This is a genomic window from Streptomyces sp. NPDC048420 (assembly GCF_040651535.1).
In the GTDB taxonomy this organism is placed as follows: Bacteria; Actinomycetota; Actinomycetes; order Streptomycetales; family Streptomycetaceae; genus Streptomyces.
This window is the reverse complement of the sequence record NZ_JBEZKG010000080.1, coordinates 1-1,227: the sequence shown is the minus strand read 5'-3', so window position 1 is coordinate 1,227 and position 1,227 is coordinate 1. Positions and strand designations below refer to the sequence as shown.

Annotated in this window: 1 protein-coding gene; it reads right to left on the bottom strand. The window is 70.9% G+C overall.

The window, feature by feature from the left end; genetic code table 11:
• Positions 1-162: 162 nt before the first annotated feature.
• Positions 163-1,227, bottom strand: a 1,065-nt coding sequence (locus AB0D34_RS47280; protein WP_362674402.1) for an IS1380 family transposase, incomplete at its 5' end; no start/stop codon positions are given.

The following is a 1,227-nucleotide window of genomic DNA, read 5'->3' as shown; positions in this document are numbered from 1 at the left end:
CCTCAAAGTTTCGTGACAGTCCGCCGACGGAGTCGGTGGACCGTTTTCGTGCCGTGGTCTGAGGCTGTGCAGGCCGAAGAGCCGAGTGACGCCTCGGGATGGCGCCGGATTCCACTGCTCCGGGTGTTGAGGTGCTGTCGAAGGGGACGGGGAATCCGCTGGTCAGCCAGGGTCGGGCAGTTGGGCGAGCCGGTCTAGGGCTGCGGTGATGTGATCGGTCCAGGGCCAGTGCCGGGCCAGGCGGAGGATTCGCCGACGGCCGGTGGTCACGAGCTGCCCGGCCGCGGTGAACAGGCGGAGCCGTAGTCGGCGGGGCTCCCAGAGACGGGCCTTGCCGGTCAGGGCGAGCATCGGCATCCAGGCCAGCAGGTCGAGAGCGATCTGCACGATCTCCAGCCAGATCTGGTTCTGGGCCGTGCGGTGCAAGGGCAGGTTGCGCAGGCCGGTGGCCCGGGCGGCGCGGATGCGGTCCTCGGCCCGGGCCCGCAGCCGGTGACGGAGCTCGAGCTGGGCGATCGGCCGGCCCAAGGTGTTGGTGGCGAAACAGGTCAGCCGCATGCCGTCCGCATCCGTGAGCCGCAACTGGGCCCCGGGGTGCGGTCGTTCCTTTCTGACGATCAGCCGCATGTCCTTGGGCCAGCCGTCCAGGACGTCGCCGGTGAGTTCGGCGACCCAGGCGCCGTCGCGGATCTGGCCGTCCGCCTCGACGGCCGCCGTCCAGGCCGATGCCGGAACCTTCAGCACATGCTGGTGGACCTGCTCGGTGATCACCATGCCGACCGAGTAGGACAGCCACCGTCCCCGCTGGGCGAGCCAGGCGACGAAGTCGTGGGTGCCGCCCGCGGAGTCGGTGCGGATCAGGGTCCGGCGCCCGCGCCGGTACTTCTTCGGCAGCTGGGCCAAGGCCAGTTGGGTGGCGGTGATGTGGTCGGCCGCCGTGTTCGATCCCGCGTTGCCTGGTCTGAGCAGGGCCGCGACCGGTTCACCCGTGCCGCCCGGTCCGTGGTCGACGAACCCCATCAGCGGGTGGTGGCCGTAGGTTCGCTTCCACGTGGGTGCGGCGTCCTCCTTGTCCGAGTGCGCGATCACCAGCACCCCGTCAAGGTCCACGGTCACCGTCCCGCCCGCATCAGGCGCTTCCCGGCCGGCCAACCGCCAGACATGCTGGCGCACTTCAGCCCGCGCGGCCCGGATCGCGGTCAGGGCCTTCGGCCCGGCCGCGGCGAG